This window comes from Dactylosporangium sp. NPDC049742 (assembly GCF_040674675.1).
Classification (GTDB): Bacteria; Actinomycetota; Actinomycetes; order Mycobacteriales; family Micromonosporaceae; genus Dactylosporangium; species Dactylosporangium maewongense.
On record NZ_JBFANF010000041.1, the window covers coordinates 43,231 to 66,474 of the forward strand.

Annotated in this window: 16 protein-coding genes; 8 read left to right on the top strand and 8 right to left on the bottom strand. The window is 72.3% G+C overall.

Annotated elements, in window-relative coordinates; genetic code table 11:
* The first annotated feature begins 54 nt into the window (after positions 1 to 54).
* The gene (locus AB0J72_RS37985; protein WP_363407842.1) at positions 55 to 1,530 is read left to right on the top strand and encodes a PLP-dependent aminotransferase family protein; all 1,476 of its coding nucleotides are present in this window, start codon (positions 55 to 57) and stop codon (positions 1,528 to 1,530) included.
* A 170-nt stretch (positions 1,531 to 1,700) separates the two neighbouring features.
* Here the strand turns inward: AB0J72_RS37985 and AB0J72_RS37990 are convergent, their stop codons facing one another.
* The 3 genes from AB0J72_RS37990 to AB0J72_RS38000 form a co-directional block, all read right to left on the bottom strand.
* Positions 1,701 to 3,314 carry an IS110 family transposase gene (locus tag AB0J72_RS37990; protein WP_363407999.1) on the bottom strand — a complete coding sequence of 538 codons (1,614 nt, stop codon included), beginning with the start codon at positions 3,312 to 3,314 and terminating at the stop codon, positions 1,701 to 1,703.
* Positions 3,315 to 3,693: 379 nt separating this feature from the next.
* Positions 3,694 to 5,535 (bottom strand): long-chain fatty acid--CoA ligase, encoded by a 1,842-nt coding sequence (locus tag AB0J72_RS37995; RefSeq protein WP_363407845.1) that lies wholly within the window; start codon positions 5,533 to 5,535, stop codon positions 3,694 to 3,696.
* 154 nt (positions 5,536 to 5,689) lie between these two features.
* Positions 5,690 to 6,313, bottom strand: coding sequence for a TIGR03085 family metal-binding protein (locus AB0J72_RS38000; protein WP_363407848.1), 624 nt, complete (start codon positions 6,311 to 6,313; stop codon positions 5,690 to 5,692).
* Between the two features lie 123 nt (positions 6,314 to 6,436).
* Here AB0J72_RS38000 and AB0J72_RS38005 point away from each other — a divergent pair, with 123 nt between their 5' ends.
* The 3 genes from AB0J72_RS38005 (at position 6,437) to AB0J72_RS38015 (ending at position 12,149) form a co-directional block, all read left to right on the top strand.
* Positions 6,437 to 8,266 (top strand): ABC transporter ATP-binding protein, encoded by a 1,830-nt coding sequence (locus AB0J72_RS38005; RefSeq protein WP_363408002.1) that lies wholly within the window; start codon positions 6,437 to 6,439, stop codon positions 8,264 to 8,266.
* A 1,567-nt stretch (positions 8,267 to 9,833) separates the two neighbouring features.
* The gene (locus tag AB0J72_RS38010; protein WP_363407851.1) at positions 9,834 to 11,633 is read left to right on the top strand and encodes an ABC transporter ATP-binding protein; all 1,800 of its coding nucleotides are present in this window, start codon (positions 9,834 to 9,836) and stop codon (positions 11,631 to 11,633) included.
* 78 nt (positions 11,634 to 11,711) lie between these two features.
* A complete protein-coding gene (locus AB0J72_RS38015) occupies positions 11,712 to 12,149 on the top strand; it encodes a hypothetical protein (protein ID WP_344503958.1) in 438 nt (145 codons plus the stop codon).
* 51 nt (positions 12,150 to 12,200) lie between these two features.
* On the opposite strand, the gene AB0J72_RS38020 is transcribed toward AB0J72_RS38015, so the two are convergent.
* The 4 genes from AB0J72_RS38020 to AB0J72_RS38035 all read right to left on the bottom strand — a co-directional run bounded on the left by AB0J72_RS38020 (position 12,201) and on the right by AB0J72_RS38035 (position 17,845).
* Positions 12,201 to 12,815, bottom strand: coding sequence for a TetR family transcriptional regulator (locus tag AB0J72_RS38020; protein ID WP_363407854.1), 615 nt, complete (start codon positions 12,813 to 12,815; stop codon positions 12,201 to 12,203).
* A gap of 35 nt (positions 12,816 to 12,850) precedes the next feature.
* Positions 12,851 to 13,588, bottom strand: coding sequence for an ABC transporter permease (locus tag AB0J72_RS38025; protein WP_363407857.1), 738 nt, complete (start codon positions 13,586 to 13,588; stop codon positions 12,851 to 12,853).
* Position 13,589: 1 nt separating this feature from the next.
* On the bottom strand, positions 13,590 to 14,321 hold the full coding sequence (locus AB0J72_RS38030; RefSeq protein ID WP_363407860.1) for an ABC transporter ATP-binding protein: 732 nt from the start codon (positions 14,319 to 14,321) through the stop codon (positions 13,590 to 13,592).
* Positions 14,322 to 14,452: 131 nt separating this feature from the next.
* Positions 14,453 to 17,845 (bottom strand): hypothetical protein, encoded by a 3,393-nt coding sequence (locus tag AB0J72_RS38035; RefSeq protein WP_363407863.1) that lies wholly within the window; start codon positions 17,843 to 17,845, stop codon positions 14,453 to 14,455.
* Between the two features lie 289 nt (positions 17,846 to 18,134).
* Between AB0J72_RS38035 and hisI the strand changes: the two genes are divergently transcribed.
* The 4 genes from hisI to ligD all read left to right on the top strand — a co-directional run bounded on the left by hisI (position 18,135) and on the right by ligD (position 21,922).
* Entirely contained in the window at positions 18,135 to 18,482 is a 348-nt protein-coding gene (hisI, locus tag AB0J72_RS38040) for a phosphoribosyl-AMP cyclohydrolase (RefSeq protein WP_363407866.1), read from the top strand.
* Entirely contained in the window at positions 18,479 to 20,014 is a 1,536-nt protein-coding gene (locus tag AB0J72_RS38045) for an anthranilate synthase component I (protein WP_363407869.1), read from the top strand. The genes hisI and AB0J72_RS38045 overlap by 4 nt, the downstream gene beginning before the upstream one ends.
* Before the next feature lie 92 nt (positions 20,015 to 20,106).
* Positions 20,107 to 20,643 carry a Trp biosynthesis-associated membrane protein gene (locus AB0J72_RS38050; protein ID WP_363407872.1) on the top strand — a complete coding sequence of 179 codons (537 nt, stop codon included), beginning with the start codon at positions 20,107 to 20,109 and terminating at the stop codon, positions 20,641 to 20,643.
* Between the two features lie 10 nt (positions 20,644 to 20,653).
* A complete protein-coding gene (gene ligD / locus AB0J72_RS38055; RefSeq protein ID WP_363407875.1) occupies positions 20,654 to 21,922 on the top strand; it encodes a non-homologous end-joining DNA ligase in 1,269 nt (422 codons plus the stop codon).
* Here ligD and AB0J72_RS38060 read toward each other — a convergent pair.
* Positions 21,919 to 23,019 carry a hypothetical protein gene (locus AB0J72_RS38060; protein ID WP_363407878.1) on the bottom strand — a complete coding sequence of 367 codons (1,101 nt, stop codon included), beginning with the start codon at positions 23,017 to 23,019 and terminating at the stop codon, positions 21,919 to 21,921. The genes ligD and AB0J72_RS38060 overlap by 4 nt on opposite strands.
* Positions 23,020 to 23,244 lie beyond the last annotated feature (225 nt).

Here is a 23,244-nt window from a genome sequence, read left to right on the forward strand (position 1 = left end):
GCCACCCTAGGGCCAATCCGACACGTGCAAAGAGCCAATTGAGGGGGACTGGCCTTGTCAGCGATCGTCCGGGGCGCGCAACTGGCCCGCATGCTCAACGCCTGGCAGGTCGCCGTCGGTGTGCGCGGGCCCGCCGGCCGCCGCCCCGAGTACGTCGTGCTCGCCAGCGCGGTCCGTGGCCTGCTCATCGACGGGCGGCTGGCGCTCGGTGTCCGGCTGCCCGCGGAGCGTGAGCTCGCTGCGGCGCTCGGCATCAGCCGGACCACCGTCACCGCCGCCTACCGTGAGCTGCGCGACAGCGGCCACCTCAGCAGCCGCCGCGGCGCCGGCAGCTGGACGGCGCTGCCCGCCGGCCACCGCGTCGGCACGTCCGGGCTGTGGACGCCGAGCGACGACGCCGACCTCATCGACCTCGGCTGCGCGGCGATGCCCGCCCCGGCGGAGCTCAACGAGGCGGCCACCGAGGCGATCGCCGAGCTCGGGCCCTACACGCTCGGCGCCGGCTACCAGCCGATGGGGCTGCCGGTGCTGCGCGAGGCGATCGCCCAGTGCTACACGGAGCGCGGCCTGCCGACCGACCCCGACCAGGTCATGGTCACCGGCGGCGTCCAGCAGGCGCTCGACCTGCTGCTGCGGCTGCTGGTCGCGCCCGGGCAGCGGGCCCTGGTCGAGACGCCGACGTACCCGAACGCGTTGAGCGCGTTCACCGCCAGCCGCGCCCGGATCAGCGCCTACGCGATCGGGCCAGACGGCTGGGACGAGGACCTGCTGCTGTCGACGGTCAGGGCGGCGCAGGCGCGGGTCGCGTACCTGATCCCCGACTTCCACAACCCGACCGGCCACCTCATGCAGACGTCGCTGCGGGAGCGGCTGCCGTCCGCCGCGCACGCCGCCGGCACCGATCTCATCATCGACGAGTCGTTCGTGGATCTCGCGCTGGACCCTGCTTTCGCGGACGGCGCGCTGCCGCCATCGGTGGCCGCGTTCGACCGCAGCGCGCGGGTGCTGACGATCGGCGGGATGAGCAAGCCGTACTGGGGCGGCCTGCGCATCGGGTGGGTCCGCGGGGCGGCGCCGCTGATCGCGCGGCTGGCCGCGGCCCGGGTCGGGGTCGACATGGCGTCGCCGGTGCTCGACCAGCTCGTCGCCGTCCAGCTGCTGCGCCGCCGGTCGGAGATCGTGTCGGCCCGCCGCCGGCAGCTGCTCGCCCGCCGGGACACCCTGGCCGCGGCGCTGCGCGCCGAGCTGCCGGAGTGGCGGTTCGTCCTGCCGGGCGGCGGGATGGTGCTGTGGGTCGAGCTCGACGCGCCGGTCTCCAGCGCCCTGGCGCGGGCGGCCGAGGAGCTCGGGGTGCGGGTCGCGCCGGGGCCGCGCTTCGGTGCGGACGGCACCATGGAGCGGTTCATGCGGCTGCCGTACACGCTGCCGGAGGCTGATCTTGTCGAAGCGGTCCGCAGGCTGGCGGCGGCGCGCGCCGACCTGGACCGCCCCCGCCGGCACACCTGGTCCACCCCGGTCGTGGTCGCCTGACCCGCTTTCCGTGATCCGGAAGAGTTTTGGTTGCTCTGGCGACAAGAAGTCTTCCGAATCATGTGGATCGCGCGTTGGGCGGCTGTCTGGTCGGGCTGGGGCTGCTTGCTGGCCCGTTTTCCGTGATCCGGAAGAGTTTGTGCTGCCCTGACGACATGAAGTCTTCCGGATCACGTGGGGCGCGCGGACGGGGGTCTGTCGCGGCTGGGCTGCTCGGTGCCGGGCCCGCTTTCCGTGATCCGGAAGAGTTTTCGCTGCTCTGGCGACAATAAGTCTTCCGGATCATGTGGGGATCGCGAGTTGGGCGTCTGCCTGGCTGGGCTGGGCGGTGCCGGGGCTGTTTCCGTGATCCGGAAGAGTTTTGGTTGCTCTGGCGACGAAAAGTCTTCCGGATCATGAGGAGGGCGGGTGGGGTGTCGCGGCCGGGACGGTCGCGGCGTGGCATGGCGGGCGGGGCGTGGAGGCGACCCGGCCGGCGCCGCGGTCTGCGCAACTACACGCGGACGGGCAGGGAGGCCCCCAGGGCCCGACCGGAGGCTGACGGGAGTGTCCTGTGTCAAGCCATCTCGGTTTGATCGTGTTGTAGGAGGGTTTGGAGGGCGTTGTGGCGGGCTGGGTCGTAGGCGGTGCCGGTGGTCCAGAGCTTCCAGATGACGCCGAGCCAGGCTCGGGCGAGGATTCTGACGGCGTGTGGGTGGCGGTGGCCGCGGGCTCTGGCCTGCTGGTAGAGGTGCTGCGCCCAAGGGTTGGCGCGGCGGGAGTCGGCGGCGAAGTCGCAGACCCCCGCCGCGGAGTTCCTTGTCCACCGCCCACCGGAACGCGACCACACGGACCTGACCGGACTGGCGGGTCGACGGGGTGACACCGGCCAGGCCGGCGAGGGCGGCAGCGGTCGGGAACCGGCCGCGGGCATCGCCGATCTCAGCCAGGAGCCGCGCGGCGCGGACAGTCCCGGACCGGGGCAACGACGTGAACACATGCCGGTCAGGGTGCGCTGCCAGAGCATCAGCAAGCTGCTCCTCCAGCTCGGAGATCTGCTCGACGATCGCGGTGAGCGCGGCAAGGTAGGCGCGGGTCACCCCGGCAAGGGCCCGGCCGTGCCCGCCGACCGGCCCACGGGTCGCGGCCCGCAGCCGCTGGTGCATCCGCTGCGGGTCGCTGCGGTGTGAGTTGTGCACATGCAACCACCCGGCCAGATCCTCAACGGTGAGCCGGTCCACCGCGTCCTGAATGGAGAACTGCGCGATGAACGCCCGGCTGACCGGACCATCGATCGCGTGGAACAGCCCGACCATGCCGGGCAGCACGGTCTGCAGATGCGCCCGCAGCTGGTTGGCGACCGCGACCCGATGCCCGACCAGATCCTTACGGGCCCGACTCAACGCCCGCAACACCAGCGTGGCCGGACTGTCCGGCTGCAGCGCGGTGAGCCGCCGCCGGTCGGTGCGGACCGTGTCAGCCAGCACATAGGCATCGAACCGGTCGTCCTTGTTCCCGGCCGACCCGTACCGCCGCCGCAAACTCTTGATCTGCGCCGGCGCGATCACGAACACCGAAACACCCGCAGCCAGCAGGACATCCACCACCGGACCGTCCGGCCGCTCGATCCCCACCCCGGCCACCTCGAACCGGGCCAGCAACCCCACCAACCGGGCCAACCCCGCCCGCGTATGCGCCACCGTCACCCGCTCAACCGGCTCACCATCAGCATCGATCACACACACCGCATGATCGTCCCGCGCCCAGTCGACACCAACCGCCACCAGCCGCCGGGCCGCCACCATCCGCCACACTCATAAGGCTCCTCCGCTGCTCAACTCAGCTGGGGAAGCACCTGGTGGTTCGGGACATCACTGCCGGACGCTCATTGACGGGCGCTCAACGGCGCAGTAGCCCTGCTGCCAGTCGGGACGCCCCGGACCGCCAGACCCCGCAACCACTCCCGCGGACCCTCAACAAGGGGGCTGCAACGGATGGCGGTGACCTGACGGCCCAGGTGCTACCCGACCCACCAAGACCGGGCAACACCATCGTTCACCCAATGAGCAATGGACCTTCGCACGGCGGACCGGAGCCATGAACTTGTTCTTGCTCTTCGGGGGTGCAAAGCGTCATGGCCTCCGGGATGGCGGTTCCCGGAGGCCATGACACTGTGGGGTGTGATCAGAGTTCGGCGAGCGACCCCGCGTACATGCGGTCGATGTCCGAGGCGAAGGACTTCTCGACCACGCGGCGCTTGACCTTGAGCGACGGTGTGAGCTCACCATCCTCGATGGACAGGTCGCGGCTGAGGATGGAGAACTTCTTCACCGTCTCCCAGCGGTTGAGCTTGGTGTTGAGCTCCTTGACGTAGCCCTCGATCAGGGCGTTCGCCTCGGGTGACGCGGCGATCTCGTCGTAGGACTTCCCGGCGAGGGGGGTGCCGTCGGCCCAGCCCTTGATGGCGTCCGGGTCGAGGGTGACGAGCATCGTGACGTAGTTGCGGGCCTGGCCGACCACGACGCACTGCGAGGTGTACGGGCAGACCGACTTGAACAGGCCCTCGATGTGGCTCGGCGCGACGTACTTGCCGCCGGAGGTCTTGATGAGGTCCTTCTTGCGGTCGGTGATGCGCAGGTAGCCGTCGGCGTCGAACTCGCCGATGTCGCCGGTGCGGAACCAGCCGTCCTCGGTGAACGACGCGGCGGTCTCGTCGGGCAGGTTGTGGTAGCCGCGCATGATCGGGGTGCCCTTGAGCAGGATCTCGCCGTCGGTGTCGAGCTTCGCCTCCAGGTCGCCCAGAGCCGTGCCGACGGTGCCGATGCGGGGGGTCGCCTCGCGGTTGACGAACGAGCCGGCGCTGGTCTCGGTCAGGCCGTAGCCCTCCAGGATCGGCAGGCCGGCGGCGAAGAAGAACTCGCCGATCTCCTTCGACAGCGGGGCGGAGCCGGACACCATGGCGCGCATCTTGCCGCCGAGGCGGGCGCGGAGCTTGCTGAACACCAGCTTGTCGGCGATGCCGTGCTGGACCTTGAGCATGCCGCCCGGGGTGCGGCCGGCGAGGCGCTCGGCGGAGGCATGCTTGCCGACCTTCACCGCCCAGGTGAAGATCTTCCACTTGGCGCCGCCGTCGGCCTGGGCGCCGGTGACGACCCGGTTGTAGACCTTCTCGAAGACGCGGGGGGCGGCGCACATGAGCGTCGGCTGGATCTTGCCGAGGTTGTCGATGAGCTTGTCGACGCGGCCGTCGACGTACGTGGGGAGCCCCACGTACACGATCCCGCAGAGCAGCGTCTTGCCGAACGAGTGCGACAGCGGCAGCCACAGGTACTGCAGGTCGTCGGCGGTCAGCAGGCCCATGTCGACCTGCGTGTAGCCCTGCCAGACCCAGCCGGCGTGCATCAGCTCGACGCCCTTGGGGCGGCCGGTCGTGCCCGACGTGTAGATGAGGGTGGCGAGCTGGTCGCCGGTGATGCCGGCGACGATGCGGGTGATCAGCTCGGGGTCCTGGTCGAGCGCCTCGCGCCCGGCGGCCTCCAGCTGCGCCAGGGACAGGGTCTTGCGCTGCTCGCCGCCGCTGGGGACGCCGTCGAGGAGCACGACCGCGACCAGGTCGGGCAGGTCGGCGCCGTCGAGCTTGGCGGCCTGCGCCGGGTTCTCGGCGAAGAGGACCTTCGAGCCGGAGTCGGCGACGATGTAGACGGCGTCCTCGGGCTCGGTGGTCGGGTAGACCGTCGTGGTCGCCGCGCCGGCGAGCATGATGCCGAGGTCGGCGAGGATCCAGTCGAGGCGGGTGTTGGCCAGGATGCCGACGCGGTCCTCGGGGCGCACGCCGAGCGTGGTGAGGCCGGCGCCGATCGCGCGGGCGTGCTCGTCGACCTCGCGCCAGGTGAGCCAGACGGGGTCGCCGGCGTCGTCGGCCGCGGGCTTGCCGAACGCGCGCTTGTCGGGGGTCTCGGCCACACGGTGCAGGAACATGTCCGGGATCGAGCGGTAGGGCAGTTCGAGCCGCTGGGTCTGGGTCATGCGGGGCGCCTCCGGGCTGGCGTGGACGTAACGGTGACTGGCATCACGTCCCGTCGGTTACTGGAGGGTAAAGGGTCCGTCGTGTTACCGGCTAGACCCGAAACCGAAACGTAGTGGAACGGCGAATCCTGTTGCCTGGGGCCAGATTCGAGACTCAGAGTCCCAGTCGCGCCGTTCTGAGCCGCTCGGCCGTCGCATCGGGGCCGGTGACGGTCACGTCGGCGTGACCCTGGCGGCCGGTGAAGAACAGGAGCAGCTCCGAGGGCTTCCCCCGCACCATCAGCGTTTCTCCGCCTGTACCGACGGTGAAGGGCTCGGCGTCCGCCGGCTGCACGGTGATCGCGGCGGGGAACCGCCGCGCGGACAGCTTCGCGGCGCCCTTGAGCCGCTTCGCCACGGCCTGCTCGTAGGCCGCGTCCAGCGTACGCGGCATCCATCCCGGCACGGCCCGCCGCACGTCCTCGTGGTGGATGAGGAACTCGGTGATGTTGACGGCCTCCTCGGCGAAGGCGGGCCTGACCCAGAGCGCGGGCCTGCGGACCTTGCCGACCAGCCGCTCGTAGTCGCCCGCGGCGAGCCGGTCCTGGACCTTCTTCGTGTGCCCGGCGACCGGCTTCAGCAGGATGCCGGCCGCGGCGTCGGGGCGGTGCTCCCGCAGCACCAGATGCGCGGCGAGGTCACGGGTCACCCAGCCGTCACAGAGAGTCGGCGCGTCGGGACCCGCGGCCAGGAGCGTCTCGGCGAGCGCCAGGCGCTCGGCCCGCGCGAATGAAGTCATACACGTAACGCTAGTCGCGTCCCGCCGGAGCCGGTTTCTGTCGTACCCCGTCGGTAAGGTTGCAGACGGTCGGGGCGACTTACCGGCCCCACGCTACGGAGGGCGGATGTGACCAGCGGCAAGGTGCTCCTCAAGGGGCTGTGGGTGCTCGGCCGGGCCGTTCGTGACGAGCCCCACGTGTTCGCGATCTCGGTGGTCGGCAGTGTGGTGTTCAGCCTGCTGACGATCGCGACCGCGTTCGTCTCCGGGCGGGTCGTCGGCGAGATCGCGCTGCCCGCGATCGACCAGCGGCACGTCACGCTCGGCACGCTGCTGCTCGGCGGCGTCGCGATCCTCGCGGTCAGCCTCGGCAAGATCCTCGGGATCTTCGGCCGGCGGCTCGGGGCGGGGGCGATGCAGTTCCGCCTGCAGGCGCGCTACCGGCAGGCCGTCACCCGGCGCTACCTGCGGCTGCCCCTGGAGTGGCACCAGCGGCACGCGACCGGGACGCTGCTGTCCAATGCCAACGCCGACGTCGAGTCGGCGTGGTATCCGATCGCGCCGTTCCCGATGGCCGTCGGCACCGTCGTCATGCTCGTCGCCGCGATCGTCTCGCTGTTCGCCACCGACTGGGCCATGGCGCTCGTCGGGGTCGCGATCTTCCCGACGCTGCTCGGGGTCAACGTCGCCTATTCGCGCCGCATGGCGCCCCGCGTCGCGAAGTCGCAGCAGCTGCGGGCCGACGTGAGCGCGGTCGCGCACGAGAGCTTCGACGGCGCGCTCGTGGTCAAGACGATGGGCCGGGAGGCGTCGGAGACGGAGCGGTTCTCGGCGAAGACCGTCGAGCTGCGCGACGCCACGATCCAGGTCGGGCGGGTCCGGGCGATGTTCGACCCGGTGCTCGACGCGCTGCCGAGCATCGGCACCCTCGCCGTGCTCGTCGTCGGGGGCCTGCGGTTCCGCCAGGGCGCCGTCGAGGTGGCCGAGGTGGTCAGCGTCGCGTTCCTGTTCACCGTGCTCGCGTTCCCCGTCCGGGCGATCGGCTGGGTGCTCGCCGAGCTGCCCCGCAGCGTCGTCGGCTGGGAGCGGATCCGGCACGTGCTGGACGCCGAGGGCGACATGGCCTATGGCACGGCCACGCTGCCGGACGCGCACAAGCCGGCGGCGCTGCGGTTCGAGGACGTGCACTTCGCGTATGCCGACGCCGACGGCAACCGGGGCGGCGACGTGCTGAGCGGGGTCACGTTCGACGTGCCGGCGGGGCGCACGGTCGCGCTCGTCGGCTCGACCGGCTCCGGCAAGTCGACGATCGCCGCGCTCGCCGCCCGGCTGGTCGACCCGCACACCGGCACCGTCCGCGTCGACGGCGTCGACGCCCGCGACCTCAGCCAGGACGCGCTCGTCGGCACGGTCGCCCTGGTCGCCCAGGTGCCGTTCGTCTTCGACGACACCGTCCGGGGCAATGTGACGCTCGACCGGCGCACCGCCGCCGGCCACGCCGTCGACGACGAGGCGGCCTGGGCCGCGCTGCACCTCGCCCAGGCCGACGGGTTCATCCACCAGCTCGCCGACGGGCTCGACACGAAGGTCGGCGAGCGCGGCACGTCCCTGTCCGGCGGGCAGCGGCAGCGGCTCACGATCGCCCGCGCCCTGGCCGGCGCGCCGCGCCTGCTCGTCCTCGACGACGCGACCAGCGCCGTCGACCCGCGCGTCGAGGCCGCGATCCTCGCCGCGCTGCGCCGTGACGACGACCGTCAGGCGTCGATCCTCGTCGTCGCGTACCGGCGGGCGACGATCGCCCTGGCCGACGAGGTGGTCTGGCTGGAGCGGGGCAGGGTCGCCGCCCGCGGCACCCACGCCGACCTCCTCGCCACCGTCCCCGGCTACGCCGACCTGGTCACCGCATACGAGAAGGCCGAGGCCGAGAAGGAACGCGAGCACCTCTTCGACGACGAGGAGTCCGTGACCGCATGACGGTTCCCACTCCCGTCCCGCCCCGTCTGAGCGCTTCCGGCTCTGCCGTCGCCGCGGGCACCGGCCTGCCCGTGGCGTTGCGCCCGGCCGCCGGGCCCCGAGGGGGGAGCTTGCCGGCGGGGTCGGCGCGCGGCTGGGCCACCGGGTCGGCTCGGACGGACGGCCGGGCGGCTTCGGCAGGGCCGGCGTCGGAGCGCGACTCGGGCCATGGCGTTGCCGCCGCCCGCTGCCGCGTTCCTTTGGACGGAGACAGCTCCCGGTTCCTGCCGGTGCCAGCGGTCTGGTCGGGTCGGTGGGCTGGTCGTGACGGCGGGTGGCAGTCGTGCCGTGGTCGCCGTCTGAGCGTGACCGCCTTCGTGGTCGCCGCGGGAGCCGGCCCAGCCGGGGTGATGCCGACGCCCGGCGGTCGGCTGCCGGCTGGATCAGTGCCGGTGCCGGCGCCGGTGCCGCGTCGCGGTGGCCGTCTCGGCGTGGCCGCGTTCGTGGTCGGCGCAGGCGCCGACCTGGCTGTGGCGATGCCGACGTCCGGCCCGCCCAGGGCTGCGGTGTTGCCGCCGGCTGGCCGGTTGCTGCGGGGGAGCCTGCCGGGGGAGTCAGCGCGCGCCCGGGCCGCCGGGTCGCCGGTGTCGGAGCGCGGCTCGGGTCATGGTGTTGCCGCCGTTCGCCGTGTCGCTCCTCTAGATAGGGATGGCTCGCGGTTTCTGTCGGTGCCAGCGGTCTGGTCGGGTTGGTGGGCTGGTCGTGACGGCGGGTGGCAGTCGTGCCCCGGTCGAGTGTCGGCTGGACCGGTGCCGGGTCGCGGTCGCCGTCTTGGCGTGGCCGCGTTCGTGGCCGGTACAGGCGCCGACCTGGCCGTGGTGATGCCGACATCCGGCCTGTCCTGGGCCGCTGAGTTGTCGGCGGCCGGCCGGTTGCTGCGGGGGAGCTCGCCGACGGGGGCGCGGTGCTGCGTCGCCTGGTCGGTTCGGACGGGCGGGCGTGGGGCTTCAGCAGGATCGGTGCTGGGGCGGGCCCCTGGGGACGGCGTTGCCGCCGGCGGCTGTGTCGTTCCTCTGGACCGGAGCCAGGCGCGGTCCACGCCGGTGCTGGCGGCGACCGGGCCGGTTCGGTGGGTTGGCGCTGATGGCCGGTGTGGTTCAGGCCGCGGTTGGGTGCCGGGTCTCGGTTGCCGTCTCGGCGTGACCGCTCCGTGTTGCGGTGATGGCGTGCCGGCTTCGGGTCGCGGCGTCGCTGTGGCGTCAGGACCGTCTGTGGAAGGCGACGGCGGGTCGGGTCGCGAGGGCGGTTGGGGTGGGTCGGCGCGGCAGGTTGTGGGCGGCTGGGTGCGGGAGCGTGGGGACGCGACGGGCTCGAGGTCCGCTGCGGAGAGCGGTCGTGCGGTCGGGGCGGGCCCGGATCACCGGCGCGTCGACGGTGCCGCGGTCGGTGGTCGTTGGGGAAGTGCGGCCGTTTCGGGGTCTGTCCGTGGGCGTGCCGGCGGGTCGGTGCGGGGGCGTGGGGGAGGGGCTGGGATGCGTAGGGGCGGGTTCGGGTCGGGTCGGTGTTCAAGGACGGCGGAGGTGTCGGCATGACGGCGGCGACTGCTGAGGCGGCGGAGCAGGCGAAGGCCGGCGAGGCGCCGAAGGTGGGGGTGCTGCGGCGCGGGCTGAGCCTGTCGCCGGAGCTGTTCACCGGGCTGGCGGGCACGCTCGGGCTGGCGGTGCTGGCGACGGCCGGCCGGGTGGCGGTGCCGGTCGCCATCCAGCAGGGCATCGACAAGGGGCTGCGGGCGCCGGGTGGGCCCGACGTCGGGGTGCTCACCACGATCGTGGCGATCACGGCCGGGGTGCTGTTCCTGACGATGCTCAGCGCGGCGATGATGAACGTGCGGCTGTTCACGGTCACCGAGACGGCGCTGGCGGGGGTGCGCACGCGGACGTTCCGGCACATCCACGACCTGTCGATGCTGCACCAGCAGTCGGAGCGGCGCGGGGCGCTGGTCTCGCGGGTGACCGGGGACGTGGACCAGATCAGCCAGTTCCTGCAGTTCGGTGGGCTGATCTTCCTGATCAGCCTGGGGCAGCTCATCGTGACGACCGGCGTCATGATCTTCTACTCGTGGCAGCTGACGCTGGTGGTGATCCTCGCGTTCGCGCCGCTGGTGTTCGTGGTGCGGCACTTCCAGCGGCGGCTCAGCGTGCTGTACCTGGACGTGCGGGAGAGCATCGGGGCGATGCTCGGGGCGATCGCGGAGAGTGTCGTCGGGGCGTCGGTCGTGCGGGCGTACGGCGTGCAGCACCGCACCGCGGAGCGGCTCGACACGGCGATCGACCGGAGCCGGCGGGCGCAGTTCCGGGCGCAGACCAACAACGTGGTCAGCATGAGCTTCGGCGAGCTGGCGGCGGGGCTGGCGCTCGGCAGCGTCATCGTGGTCGGCACGCTGCTGGGCGTGGACGGGCAGCTCACCATCGGGCAGCTGACCGCGTTCCTGTTCCTGGCGACGCTGTTCGTGCAGCCGGTGCAGGTCGCGACCGAGGTGCTCAACGAGGCGCAGAACGCGATCGCGGGCTGGCGCCGGGTCCTGGACATCATCGAGACGTCGCCGGACGTCGCGGACCCCGGTGACAAGGGCCGGGACCTGCCCGAAGGCGCCGTCGACGTGCGGTTCGACCACGTGCACTTCGCGTACCCGGACGGGCCGGAGGTGCTGACCGACGTCGATCTGACGGTCGCCGCTCGTACCCGGGTCGCGGTCGTCGGGGAGACGGGCAGCGGCAAGACGACGTTCGCGAAGCTGCTGACGCGGCTCATGGACCCGACCACCGGCGAGGTGCTGCTGTCCGGGGTGCCGCTGACCGAGGTGCGGTTCGGCTCGCTGCGCAGACGGGTCGTCATGGTGCCGCAGGACGGGTTCCTGCTCGACGCGACGGTGGCCGACAACGTGCGGTTCGCCCGGCCCGACCTGAGCGACGTGGACCTGGAGCTGGCGTTCACCGAGCTCGGGCTGCTCGACTGGGTCGACGGGCTCAGCGACGGCCTGCAGACCGAGGTCGGCGAGCGCGGGGAGGCGCTGTCGGTCGGCGAGCGGCAGCTGGTGGCGCTGGCCCGCGCGTACGTCGCCGACCCCGACCTCCTGGTGCTCGACGAGGCCACGAGCGCCGTCGACCCGGCGACCGAGGTCCGGCTGCAGCGGACCCTCGACGCGGTCACCAGGGGACGGACGACGATCGCGATCGCGCACCGGTTGTCGACCGCGCAGAGCGCCGACGAGGTCATCGTCGTGGACAAGGGGCATGTCGTGCAGCGGGGCCCGCACGCGGAGCTCGTCGCCGATCCGGACTCGATCTACGGCCGCCTGTACGCGTCGTGGCTCGAACAGACCCGCTGACGGCGGCCACCGCGTGTCCCCGGTCGGGGGCCGCGCGTCGGGGGTGATGAACTGCGGCGGAGGACCTAGAGTTGCGGTGTGCCAGCCGGGGGGCGTCGATACGTGCCGATGCAGGTCCGGGTCGCGGTGACGGGGTTCAACGCGATCGGCGGCGTCATGTTGACCCTCGCGCTGGCGGCGCTCGGCGTGCTGCTGTCGGGGATGCAGGTCGACCCGGCCAACCAGGGCGGCACCGGCTACCTGGACTTCGTGCTGTTCTTCAACGCCGTGCTGTTCCTGTTTCCCCTCGCGGTGGTGCTGGTGTTCCTCGGTACGCGGATCAAGCGGGGCGAGCACTGGGCGTGGCTGGCGAGCCTGGTGTTCTGGGCGTTCGTCGGGGCGATGGCGCCGCTGCTGACGTGGCTGCTGCCGGCCCCGCTGCCGTTCGCGGTCGTGCCGGTCTGCTGCGCCGGCGTGCTGGTGGCGCTGCTGCTTACCCCGCAGGCGCGGTACCACTGCGCCGACGTCGACGACTAGCCGATCCGGCCTCGCGCCGCCAGGCTTTGCTGCTCCGGTGGGGTGGCGGTTTCAGCGCTTCGAGGCCGGTGCGGTGGTCGGTAGGGGTTCGGTGAGGTAGCGCTGGATGGTCGGCGCGACGCTGTACACGATCTCGTCCTGCGACATGGTCGTCATCGGCTCGATCTTCAGGATGTAGCGGACCATGACGAGGCCCGCCATCTGCGACGCGACCAGGACGGCGCGCTTCGGGGCCTCCGTCGGGTCGAGCTTGAGCTGCGCGATCACGCGGCGCAGGATCTGGCTCACCAGGAACTCGCGCAGCATCCGCGCCGACCACTCGTGCTGCATCGCGCTGCGGAACAGGGCCGCGGCGGACGAGCCGGCGGGGGAGTCCCACACGCCGAGGAACGTGCGGACGAGCCGCTCGCCGACGCCGTCGAGGTCGCCCTCGAAGACCTTGGGCACGATCTCGCCGGGGTCGATCGGCGCGTCCATCGTGGCGAGGAAGAGCTTGTCCTTCGCCCCGAAGTAGTGGTGCACCAGCGCCGGGTCGACCCCGGCGCTGGTGGCGATCTGGCGGATGGACGCCCCGTCGTAGCCACGCTCGGCGAACGCCTCGCGCGCGGCGGTCAGGATCGCCTGGCGGGTGTCCTGGTTGCCGGGGCGTCGTCCGGTGCGTGCCATGAGCCTTCTTTCCCGTTGTGCGTCTGCTTCAAGCTTTACGGGGTGCGCCGGCGCAGCGTCGCCGCCCCGAGCAAGAGTGCCACGATGACGCATCCGACGATGATGCCGAGGTCCCTCCACACGAGGCCGGTCGGTTCGGTGTGCGTGCCGAGCTCGGTGAGCGCCTGCACGGCGTACGACATGGGAAAGACATCACTGATGGCCTGCAGCCAACCGGCCATCTGGTCGCGGGGCTGCAGCAGCCCGCAGAGCAGCACCTGCGGCAGGACCACCGCCGGCATGAACTGCACCGCCTGGAACTCACTGTTGGCGAACGCGCTGACCAGCAGGCCGAGCGCCATGCCGAGCACGGAGTTGCCGACCGCGATCACGGCGACGAGCCACGCCGGCCCGAGCGTGTCGAGGCCGAGGAGGAGGTACGCCAGCGCCGACGCGATCGTCGCCTGCACCGTGGCCGCGACGGCGAACGCGATGCCGTAGCCGAGCAGGATGTCGACCTTGCCGATCGGTGTGGTCAGCAGCCGCTCGAGGGTGCCGGTGGTGCGTTCGCGGAGCATCGCCACGCTGGTCAGCAGGAACATGATCACCAGCGGGAACACGCCCAGCATGACGAGCCCGACGCGGTCGAACAGCTGGGGGTTGGTGTCGTACAGGTAGCGCAGGAGCGTGAGCAGCACCGTCGGCACGACGAGGATCAACGCGATCGTGCGCCGGTCGTGGCGGAGCTGCCGCAGGATGCGCCCGGCGGTCGCGAACGTCAGACGTGCGGACATGTCAGGCCACCTTCTCCTTCTCCGTCTCCTGCGCCTGTACGAGTCGCAGGAACGCCTCTTCCAGGTCGTCCGTGCCGGCCCGCTCGCGTACGGCGGCGGGCGACTCGTCGGCGATGAGCAGGCCCTCGCGGATCAGCAGGAGGCGGTCGCAGCGGCCCGCCTCGTCCATCACGTGGCTCGACACCAGCAGCGTCGAGCCGGCCTTCGCCAGGGCGTGGAACCGTTGCCACAGCTCGTTGCGCAGCACGGGGTCCTGGCCGACGGTGGGCTCGTCCAGCACGAGCAGCTGCGGCTTGCTCACGATCGCGCAGGCGAGCGACGCCCGGGCCCGCTGGCCGCCCGACAGGGTCCCGACGAGCTGGTTCTTGGCCTGGCCCAGCCCCACGTCGGACACGGCCTCGTCCGCCGCGGCGGCACCGAGCCCGTACAGGGAGGCGAAGTACCGCGCGTTCTCCCGGACGGTCAGGTCCGCGTAGACGCTCGGCGCCTGCGTCAGGTAGCCCACCTTGTCACGTAGCGGCTTCGACCCCGCCGGGTGCCCCAGCACCGTCACCGTCCCGCTGACGATCTTCTGCACGCCGACGACCGCCCGCATGAGCGTGGTCTTGCCGCTGCCGCTCGGTCCGAGCAGCCCCGTGACGCTCCCGCTGGGCACCGTGCAGGTGAAGTCGTGCAGCACCCGCCGCTTGCCCCGCGCGACGACGAGGTGCTCGACCTCGATCGCGTTGGCCATCTTGGATTCCTCCGGTCACTCCCTGAACTCAACGACTGATGAACTCAACGGTAGATGAAATCTTGAATGTGCGTCAAACATGAAACGGGGCGGACCGATGTGTGCGGTCCGCCCCGTTTCGCGCTTCTCGTCTACAACGCGAGCACGCGCTCCAGGAACTCCTTGTACTGCCGCAACGCCACCCGCAGCGCCTCGGTGTCGGGGTTCTTGGCCGACCGGTGCGGGTCGATCGCCAGCTGCTGCTCCTGCAACTTCTCGGCAAGCGTCTCGATGGCGTCACTCACCACCGCCGACGCCCGCGTCAGCGCCTTCACCGGGTCGTCGACGAACTTGGACTCCGCCTTGACCAGCCGCGACCGGAACTTGTCCGCCCGCTTCGGCTTCCACAACACGATCCGCTGCTCGGCGAGGTCCCCGGGCCGCAGCGGGAGGGGCCCGGCGGCCGCGTACTCGCGCTCCTCGTCGTCGTCCGCTTCCACCCCGGCCACCGGCTCGCCGTCGACCGCGTCGTCCTCAGCGTCGGCGTCGTCCTCCGCGTCGGCCTCAGCGACCGGCTCGTCGTCCGCGTCTTCGTCCTCGTCCTCCGCGTCAGCCTCCGCGACGGGCTCGTCGTCCTCGTCCTCGTCGTCCTCCGCGTCGGCGTCGGCGTCTGCGTCTGCTTCTGCGGTGGGCTCGTCGTCGCTGTCGGCTTCGTCGTCCGCGTCCGTTTCCGCGGCCGGCTCGTCGTCGCTGTCGGCTTCAGCGGCGTCATCGCCGTCCGCAGCCTCGGCCGCGATCTCCTCGACCTCGTCCGCGGCGTCTTCCGCTTCGGCGTCCTCCGCTGCTGCGGCAGGCTCAGCGTCGGCGTCGTCCTCAGCGTCAGCCTCGGCGACCGGCTCGTCGTCCGCGTCTTCGTCCTCGTCGTCCGCGTCAGCCTCCGCGACGGGCTCGTCGTCCTCGTCCTCGTCGTCCTCCGCGTCTGCTTCTGCTTCTGCGGCAGGCTCGTCGTCGCTGTCGGCTTCAGCGTCCGCCTCGGCTTCGGCGGCGGGCTCCTCGTCGGAGTTCACTTCGTCTACGGCCTCGTCCTCGGCGTCCACGGCCTCGGCGTCGGGCTCGGCAGCCTCGTCGTCGCCGTCAGCTGCCTCGTCCTCGACCGTGGCCTCGGCCTGAGGCTCGCCGGCTTCGTCTTCGTCGCTGGTGGCCTCCGCGTCAGCCTCGGCGACCTCGTCCTCGACGGTGGCCTCGGCCTCCGGCTCATCGCCAGCAGCGTCGGTCTCGTCGGCTTCGGCGGCCGGCTCGTCCTCGGTGACCGCCTCAGGCTCGGCGGCCTCCTCATCGGCAACCACCTCGTCGGCAACCGCGTCAGCGTCGTCGTCGGCTGCTGCCTCGGGGTCGTCGTCGGTCGCCTCGTCGGCTACGGCTTCCGGCTCGTCGTCGGAGTCCGACTCGGCTACGGGCTCGTCCGCTACGGCGTCGGTGGTGGTGTCGTCCTCGGCGGTCGCGTCCTCGGATGCCTCCGCCTCGCCGGCTTCGTCGTCAGCGGCCTCGGCGGCCACCTCTTCGACGGTCTCGGCCTCTTCAGAGTCGTCGTCGGCGGTGGCTTCCGCGGCGGGTTCGTCGTCGGTGGAGGTGTCCTTGGCGGAGACCTCTTCGACGGCTTCCGGCTCGTCGTCGGAGTCCGACTCGGCTGCGGGCTCGTCCGCCACGGCGTCGGTGGTGGTGTCGTCCTCAGTGGTCACGTCCTCGGACGCGTCTGCCTCGCCGGCTTCGTCGTCGGTGGCCTCTGCGGCGACTTCTTCGACCGTCTCGGCCGCGTCGTCGTCCGCGGCGGCTTCGGCTGCGACTTCCTCGACGGCTTCGGCGTCAGCGTCGGTGGTGTCGTCTTCGGCGCTGGCCTCGGCGGCGGGCTCTTCGTCGTCGGCAGCTTCGGCTGCGACTTCTTCGAGGGTCTCGGTCTCCTCGGCGTCGCCTTCGTCGGAGGAAGCCTCGGCGGCGGGCTCGTCGTCCGTGGAGGCGTCTTCGGAGGCGGCGTCGTCCACGGCCTCGGCCTCGTCGTCCACGGCCTCGGGCTCGGCGTCGGCTGCGTCGTCCTCGGCGGAGGTGGTCTCGGCGGCGGCTTCCTCGACGGTGTCGGCTTCGGCGGCGGCGTCTTCGACCGTTTCGGCCTCTTCGGTGGAGGCTTCTGCAGCCGGCTCGTCGTCGGCTTCGGCGGTGGCTTCCTCGACCGTTTCGGCCACGTCGGCTTCGGCGGCGGGTTCTTCGTCGGTGGAGGTCCCCTCGGCGGCGACCTCCTCGATGGCGTCGGCAGCGTCATCTTCGGTGCTGGCCTCGGCGTCCGCGGCCTCGGGCTCGGTGTCGGCAGTGTCTTCGTCGGAGACGGCCTCGGCGTCGACTTCCTCGACGGTCTCGGCCGCGTCGGTGTCTTCGTCGGAGGAAGCCTCGGCGGCGGGCTCGTCGTCCGTGGAGGTGTCCTCGGCGGTGACGGCGTCCACGGCCTCGGGCTCGGCGTCGGCTGCGTCGTCTTCGGCTGAGACGGCCTCGGCGGCGACTTCTTCGGTGGTGTCGGCTTCGGCTGCGACGTCTTCGACCGTTTCGGCCTCTTCGGTGGAGGCTTCGGCGGCCAGCTCGTCGTCTGCGTCCTCGTCGGCGGATGCTTCGGCGGCGAATTCTTCGACCGTCTCGGCCGCGTCATCGTCTGCGGCGGCGTCGGCGGCGACCTCCTCGATGGCTTCGGCGTCAGCGTCGGCGGCAGCCTCGGCGGCGGGCTCGTAGTCTGCGGCGGCTTCGGTGGTGACGGCGTCCACGGCCTCGGGCTCGTCGTCTTCGGCGGAGGTGGTCTCGGCGGAGACTTCCTCGACGGTGTCGGCTTCGGCGGAGACGTCTTCGACCGTTTCGGTCTCGTCGGCTTCGGCGGTGGCGTCTTCGACGGTCTCGGTCGCGTCGGCGTCGTCGGCGGCGTCCTCGGTTGTGACGGCGTCTACGGCCTCGGGGTCGGCGTCGTCCTCGGTGGAGGTGGTCTCGGCGGAGACTTCCTCGGCGGTGGCGGCTTCGGCGGTTGGCTCTTCGGCGGGGGTGGTGGAGAGGTCTTCTGGGGTGTCGGTCGCTTGGAGGTCGGCGGTCGGGGTGGACTCGGCGGCGTGTGCGTCGACCCCAGCGGCCGGCTCCTCGTCGGTGGAGGCGGGGGACTCCTCGTCGGCGGGGCCGACGATGTCGGAGATGTCGTCGGGGACGGCGACGGTGATGGCGGCGTCGTCCGCGAGCGGCGAGTCGATGGCCGGTGACTCGGCGGCGTCTGCCGGATCCGAAGCCAGGTCCGAACCCGCGTCCGAACCCGAGTCCGTAGCGGGGGCCGGGTCCGTGGCCGGGTCGGAGGTCAGGTCCGCGGGCGGGGCGGGGGCCGGGTCGGCAGCAGGGTCGGCGCCCGCGGCGGCGGCGGCCGAGACCAGGGGGACGGTGTCCTCGACGGGCTGGCGCTGCTCGGGGATGCCCGGTGGGGTTGTCACTTCAGGGGAAGGGCCGGTCTGGTTGTTGAAGTTGGGGTGCATGGGAGGTCCTCCGTCCGCTCGGTCGGAACGGGGGGAGAGGGCCACCCGTTCAGACTGCTGTGGGCTCAGCGCTGGGGTCGCGGACGCCGGGAGGCCAAACGGCGCCCGGCCCGGAGCCACCGAGCCGACGGCAGGCGGAGCCCCCGGCGAGGAGGGTCGGCCGACGGCAGGCGGGGAGGGATGAGCGACCGCCCAGACTTCCGTGCGGCGCACCGTCAAGGTACTCCGCAAACACGGCCAGCCATAGACCCCAAACTGGCGGGAGAGGGCCGTGCGGGAGAATTAGGGGGTGTCGTCGAACCTTGATCCAGAAGTTGCGGACCGTCTGCGTCGGAACGAGGCCGGGTTGGTGCCTGCGGTCGTGCAGGAGCACGGGACCGGGCAGGTGTTGATGTTGGCGTGGATGGACGACGAGGCGTTGCATCGGACGCTGACGACGGGGCGGGCGACGTACTGGTCGCGCAGCCGCAACGCGTACTGGGTGAAGGGCGAGACGTCCGGTCACGTGCAGCACGTCAGGTCGGTGGCGATCGACTGCGACGGCGACACGCTGCTGGTGACGGTCGAGCAGACCGGCGCCGCGTGCCACACGGGCAACCACACCTGCTTCTACACGGACCTGAAGGTGACGCGATGACGACCGGGATGGTGGCGCCGGACGAGGCGGCGTTCCGCGAGCTGGCGAGGACCCGGCGGGTGGTGCCGGTGACCCGGCGGCTGCTCGCCGACGGTGAGACGCCGGTCGGGGTGTACCGGAAGCTCGCCGGCGGCCCGGGGACCTTCCTGCTGGAGTCCGCGGAGCAGGGCGCCGGCTCGGCGGGGGCGGTGTGGTCGCGGTACAGCTTCATCGGCGTCCGCAGCGTCGCGACGCTGGTCGAGCGGGACGGTGACGCGCAGTGGCTGGGCGAGCCGCCGGCCAACCTGCCCACCACGGGCGACCCCACGCACGTGCTCAAGCAGACCATCGAGGCGCTCACCGGCGACGACGCCGACCTCAAGGGGCTGGACCTGCCGCCGTTGTCGGGCGGTCTCGTCGGGTTCCTGTCGTACGACGCGGTCCGGCGCTTCGAGCGGCTGCCGCAGCTCGCCGAGGACGACCTGCACCACCCCGAGCTCGGCATGATGGTGGCGACCGACCTGGTGGCGCTGGACCACTTCGAGGGCACGGCGCTGCTGATCGCCAACGCCGTCCTGCCCGGGAAGGACGCCGACGAGGCGACCGTCAGGGCCGCGTACCACCAGGCCATCGGCCGCCTGGACGCGATGACGACGGCGCTGTCCAGGCCGACGCCGCCGCTGGTGTCCACAGTGGACAAGCAGGGGCCGGGCGAGGTGGTCAGCCGGACCCCGGCGGGGGAGTACCCGAAGGCCGTCGAGGTCGCGAAGGAGGCGATCCGGGCCGGGGAGTGCTTCCAGATCGTGGTCGCGCAGCGGTTCGAGCGGGCCACCGACGCCGACCCCCTCGACGTGTACCGGGTGCTGCGCTCCACGAACCCGAGCCCCTACATGTACCTGCTGCGCTTCGAGGGCTTCGACGTCGTCGGCTCGTCGCCGGAGGTACACGTCAAGGTCGACGGGCGGCGGGCGCTGCTGCACCCGATCGCGGGCACCCGCTGGCGGGGCGCGACGCCCGAGGAGGACAACGCGCTCGCCGCGGACCTGCTCGCCGACCCGAAGGAGCGCGCCGAGCACGTCATGCTCGTCGACCTCGCCCGCAACGACCTGGGGCGGGTCTGCAAGCCGGGGACGGTCGAGGTGCCGGAGTTCATGACCGTCGAGCGGTACAGCCACGTCATGCACATCGTGTCGACCGTCGTCGGCGAGCTCAAGGACGACCGGTCAGCGTTCGACACCCTCGCCGCGACGTTCCCGGCCGGGACGCTCTCCGGGGCGCCGAAGGTCAGGGCCATGGAGATCATCGAGGAGCTCGAGCCGACCCGGCGCGGCCTGTACGGCGGCGTCGTCGGCTACTTCGGCTTCGGCGGCGACATGGACACGGCCATCGCGATCCGGACCGCGCTCATGCGGGACCGGATGGCGTACGTGCAGGCCGGCGCCGGCATCGTCGCCGACTCCGACCCGCTGTCGGAGGAGACGGAGACCCGCAACAAGGCCGCCGCCGTCCTCGCCGCGATCGCGACCGCCGAGACCCTGCGGCCGGCGCGATGACCGGTCCACAACAAAGCCCCACGACCGGTCCAGAACAAGGCCCCACGACCGGTTCAGAACAAGGCGCCACGACCGATCCAGGACAAAGCCCCATGGCCGATCCGAAACAAGGCCCGACGCACGGCCGGCGGGGGCTGGCGGTCACCACGATCGCGACCGCGGCCGCCTCGGCGGTGGTGCTGTTCGCCGCCACCCGCCACTGGGACGCGGTCATGACGCATCAGGTGTCGCCGCTGCCGCCGATGACCGAGTACCGCACGGGCAGCGAGCTGTCGCCGTGGCTGCCCGCCCTCGGCGCGGTCGGCCTCGCCGGCGCGGGCGCCCTGCTCGCGACCCGCGGCCGGCTCAGGACGATCGTCGGCGGCCTCCTCGCCCTCGCCGGCATCGGCATCGTCGGCGCGGTGACCGAGGCCCTGCAGCACCACATCGACGTGGGCTGGCCGATCGTCACGATCGTCGCGGCCCTCGTGGTCGTGGCCGCCGGTGGCGTCGCCATCCGCAGCAGCGACACGTGGCCGGAGATGGGTGCCCGGTACGACCGGCCCACCGCCCGTACCGCCGCGAAGACACCGCAGACGGAGCTCTGGGACGCCCTCGATCGGGGCGAGGATCCGACCGCGGACAAGTAGGGTTTCGCCTATGGCGAGCAACTCGGCGAGCAACAGCAAGGAAGTCCTCGAGGTCGCCGGGCGCGAGGTGACCGTCACCAACCCCGGCAAGGTGTACTTCCCGAAGTCGGGCCGCACGAAGCTCGACGTCGTCCGCTACTACGTCGCCGTCGCCGAAGGCGCCCTGCGCGGCGCGGGCGGCCGGCCGATGGCGTTGAAACGCTACGTCAACGGCATCGAGGGCGAGGCGTTCTTCCAGAAACGCGCGCCCGAGAAACGCCCCGACTGGATCGAGACGGCGCAGCTGCGGTACCCGTCGGGCCGCACCGCCGAGGAGGTCGTGCTGCGCGACGCGGCCCAGCTCGCCTGGGTCGTCAACCTCGGCTGCCTGGAGCTGCACACCCACTCGGTCCTCGCCGAGGACGTCGATCACCCCGACGAGCTGCGCATCGACCTGGACCCCGTGCCGGGGGTGCCGTGGTCGCAGGTGGTCGAGGTGGCGCTGGTGGCCCGCGACGTGCTGGCCGACCACGGCCTCGTCGGATGGCCGAAGACCTCCGGTTCGCGCGGGTTTCACGTGTACGCGCGGATCCACCCCAACTGGACGTTCGCCGAGGTCCGCCGGGCCGCGGAGGGCTTCGCCCGGGAGGTGGCCCGCCGGGCGCCGGAGATCGCGACCGGGGCGTGGTGGAAGGAGGAGCGGCACGGCGTGTTCGTCGACTACAACCAGAACGCGAAGGACCACACCACCGCCTCCGGCTACTCCGTCCGGCCGTCCGAGGAGGCCCGGGTCTCCACCCCGCTCACCTGGGACGAGGTGCCCGGCTGCGACCCCGCCGACTACACGATGGAGTCGGTCCAGGGCCGGCCGGACGCGTGGGCCGGGATCGAGGACGCCCGGGGCGACCTGACGCCGCTGCTGGAGCTGGCCGCCACCTTCAAGAAGGCCCCGGCGAAGAAGGGCACGGGCCGCCGCGTGCCGACCATGCCGCTGATCGAGATCGCCCGCGCCGCGACCAAGGAGGAGGCCCTCGAAGGCCTCGAACGCTGGAAGGCCCGCCACCCGGCCGTCTGGCCGCTCCTGGAGCCCGCCGACGTCCTCGTCGACTCGATGCGCGGCGTCAACAGCCTGTGGACCCGCATCCGGCTCAACCTGGTGCACGTCCCGGAGGCCGAGCGCCCGGCGCAGGAGCCCCTGGAGGTCGACTACGACCCGTTCGCGAAGTGGAAGGAGATGCAGGCCCGCGGCGAGACCCCGGCCCGCTGGCGCCGCCCCGCGGACGAGGAGCCGGCGTCCTAGATCCGCAGCAGGTGGCCGTCGCCGAGGTTGTGTCCGGCGTCGTGCTCCACCGCGCCGCCCCACAGGAGCACCATGTCGGGGCCGCCCACGACCGTCGCGGCGAAGCGCTTGCCGCCGGGCGGGTCGGGCAGGCGCAGCCACTCGCCGGCCGCCGGGTCGAGCAGGTGCCCGCCGACCGTGACCCGGCTGCCGGTGCTGAGCGCCGGGTCGATCGGCAGCGGACCGGCCGGCCGCGGCGCCGCCGGCAGTGGCCGCCACGCGCCGGTGGCGGAGGCGAGGATGCCGCCCTCGGCGTAGGCGCGGCCCCAGTTGCCGACCTGCCCGCCGTCCGCGCTGCCGGTGCCGGTCCACACGACGGCGCCGCCCGCGGTCGTCACGCTGCCGCCGAGGATCTCCGTGGTCGTGGGCGCCGCCCACGTCGTCAGCGCGGCGTCGAGCGCGGCCAGCCGCAGCAGCGACGGCTTCGTGGCGCCGGGGTCCGGCACGAGGTCCTTCGCGCCGAGCAGCAGCCGGTCGCCGGTCCACACCGCCTTGCGGTCGAAGGACGGGCCGAGCGGGTCGTCGGGCAGGACCCGCCACGCGCCGGTCGCGACGTCGAACGCCGCGTCGACGGTCGGGCCGTGCTCGTCGGTCCCGGCGATGACGACCGGCGTGCCGCCCGCGTCGAGCAGCATCCCCACGCCCGGCGGCGGGGGCAGCTTCGTCCAGCGGTCGCCGTCGCCGTCGTACGCCAGGAACGACTCCCGGGTCAGCGCGTACACCCGGCCGCCGGCGGCCACGAGCTGGTCACCCACGCCCAGCGGCACCGGCGCCGCGGCGATCGGCCGCCAGGTGCCGTCCGCCGGGTCGTACGCGGCGCCGTCGGTCAGTGCGGTCACCGCCCTGCAGGACGCGGTCGGCGGGCACGGCGTCTCCGCCGATCCGCCCACGACGACGAACCGCCGCCCGTCCCACACCCCGAGCGCGTCGTGCCGCGCCCGCAATGGTGCCGGGGCCACCGCGGTCCACGACCGGTCGGCCGCCGGTGGCTGCCCGCCCGCCGGCGCGCACCCGGCCAGTGTGACCGCGACCGCCAGCGTCGCCACGCCCCTCCGCATGCCCGCAGTATGTCGCGGGACGCCCCATGATCGTGGCCCCTACGACAGGACGATGACCTCAGGCTCCCAGGGGGTCGGCTCGTCGACCCAGCCCGCGAAGAGGACGAGCCCCGTCGGCCGGTGCTCGGCGAGGAACCCGGACGGCCGGTCGAACGTGACCTGGACCTGCTCGTGGTCCCCGGCCGGCGCGCCGCCCCCCCAGCAGCTCCAGGACGCTGACCGCGG